The organism is Bacillus taeanensis (genome assembly GCF_003318295.1).
Lineage (GTDB): Bacteria > Bacillota > Bacilli > Bacillales > UBA6769 > Maribacillus > Maribacillus taeanensis.
In genome coordinates, this window is record NZ_QOCW01000054.1 from 1 (window position 1) to 1,501 (window position 1,501).

At 36.8% G+C, this 1,501-nt stretch carries 3 protein-coding genes; all 3 read right to left on the reverse strand.

What is annotated here, in order from left to right:
- Positions 1-829 (reverse strand): alanine/glycine:cation symporter family protein (locus DS031_RS23280; RefSeq protein WP_142675820.1); only part of this gene is annotated, 829 nt, incomplete at its 3' end.
- 68 nt (positions 830-897) lie between these two features.
- Complete coding sequence (gene sda, locus DS031_RS23285; protein ID WP_113808528.1) at positions 898-1,068, reverse strand: sporulation histidine kinase inhibitor Sda; 171 nt, start codon at positions 1,066-1,068, stop codon at positions 898-900.
- A gap of 176 nt (positions 1,069-1,244) precedes the next feature.
- A partial coding sequence (locus tag DS031_RS23290) for a glutaminase (protein ID WP_181833304.1) occupies positions 1,245-1,501 on the reverse strand: 257 nt, incomplete at its 5' end.

The following is a 1,501-nucleotide window of genomic DNA, read 5'->3' on the forward strand; positions in this document are numbered from 1 at the left end:
TACCTGCTTCGTTAGAGAACAAACCGCGCTTGATTCCTTGCATCATTGCAGCACCTAATCCGCCGCCAAAAGCTTGTTCTAAACCAAAGGCACTTTTAAAAATAAGAACAAAGACAGCAGGAATCTCCGTAATATTCATAACAATTATAAATAATGCAACAACCATATAAAGCCCCGCCATTACGGGCACCAGCAGTTCAGCTGCTTTGGCAATTCTTTTAATACCGCCAAAGATCATAATGGCAGTCACAACTGTAATCACCAGCCCTGTCCAAACAGGATTAAGGCCAAAGGCGTTTTCAAAAGCATTTGTAATTGTATTTGCTTGTACCGAGTTAAATGCAAGGCCGAACGCAATACTAATGCTGATTGCAAAAAGAATACCCATCCAGCGCGCATTTAACGCTTTTTCCATGTAGTATGCTGGGCCTCCCCGGAAAGTACCTGCACTATTATCTTGGACTTTATAGATCTGCGCTAATGTCGCTTCTACAAAAGCAGATGCAGAACCTACAAGAGCAATGACCCACATCCAGAAAACGGAACCAGGTCCACCAACCGTAATCGCCAGTGCGACACCTGCTAAATTCCCCGTACCTACACGCGATGCGGTACTAATACAGAATGCCTGGAAGGATGAAACGCCTTTTTTTTCAGAAGATGATACGGCTCCCTCCCCTAATAGACGGAGCATTTCCCTAATTAAACGAAATTGCACAAATTTTGTTTTGAATGAAAAGTAAATACCACCTCCAATTAACATAACAATTAAGGCATAACTCCAAAGGAAATTATTAAAATCTGTTATCAGCCAGTTTATAATATCCATACCATCTCTCCTTCTTATTTTTGTTAGTTTAAATAAATACAATTTATCCCTTTTAAAAGTAAGACTCATTAAATTTGATTTTGACATTTATCGGTTTTATACGATTCTAATGTTAAATTTCTTCTGCACATTTCATTTTCTAATAAATTAATAAAAGCTGAATCAACCTTTAACAAAACCGATTTAACATAAATATCTATTAAATAGTTATTACTTATCATTTGAATTGCTTTAGTCAAGATTATTTCCACCTTATAAAATGCTATCGTTTTATAGATTTATTCGAAAAACAAGTGGATTAATATTCTATTATCCTATTAGGTTTAATTAATCGTTTGAATAATCAGAAAAATAACTTCGAATGATGTTGTCGTCTGAAATCAGTTATCACAGTTTCATTTTTTTATGACGGCTATTAGAAAATACTTAGATCCCATTTTTGTGCGATATGTTTAAGTAACATAACGCCTGCTAGACTATTACCATATTCGTCAATAGCTGGTCCATAAATCCCTATACCACAGCCATCTTGAAAAGGTACTGCCTGCCGACTCCTTGGAGGAACTAATGTCATAATCCCTCCTGAGACTCCACTCTTGGCCGGCATTCCAACAAAAGCTGCAAATTTACCTGAAGCATTGTACATTCCACAAGTCAGCATTAAACTTTTCG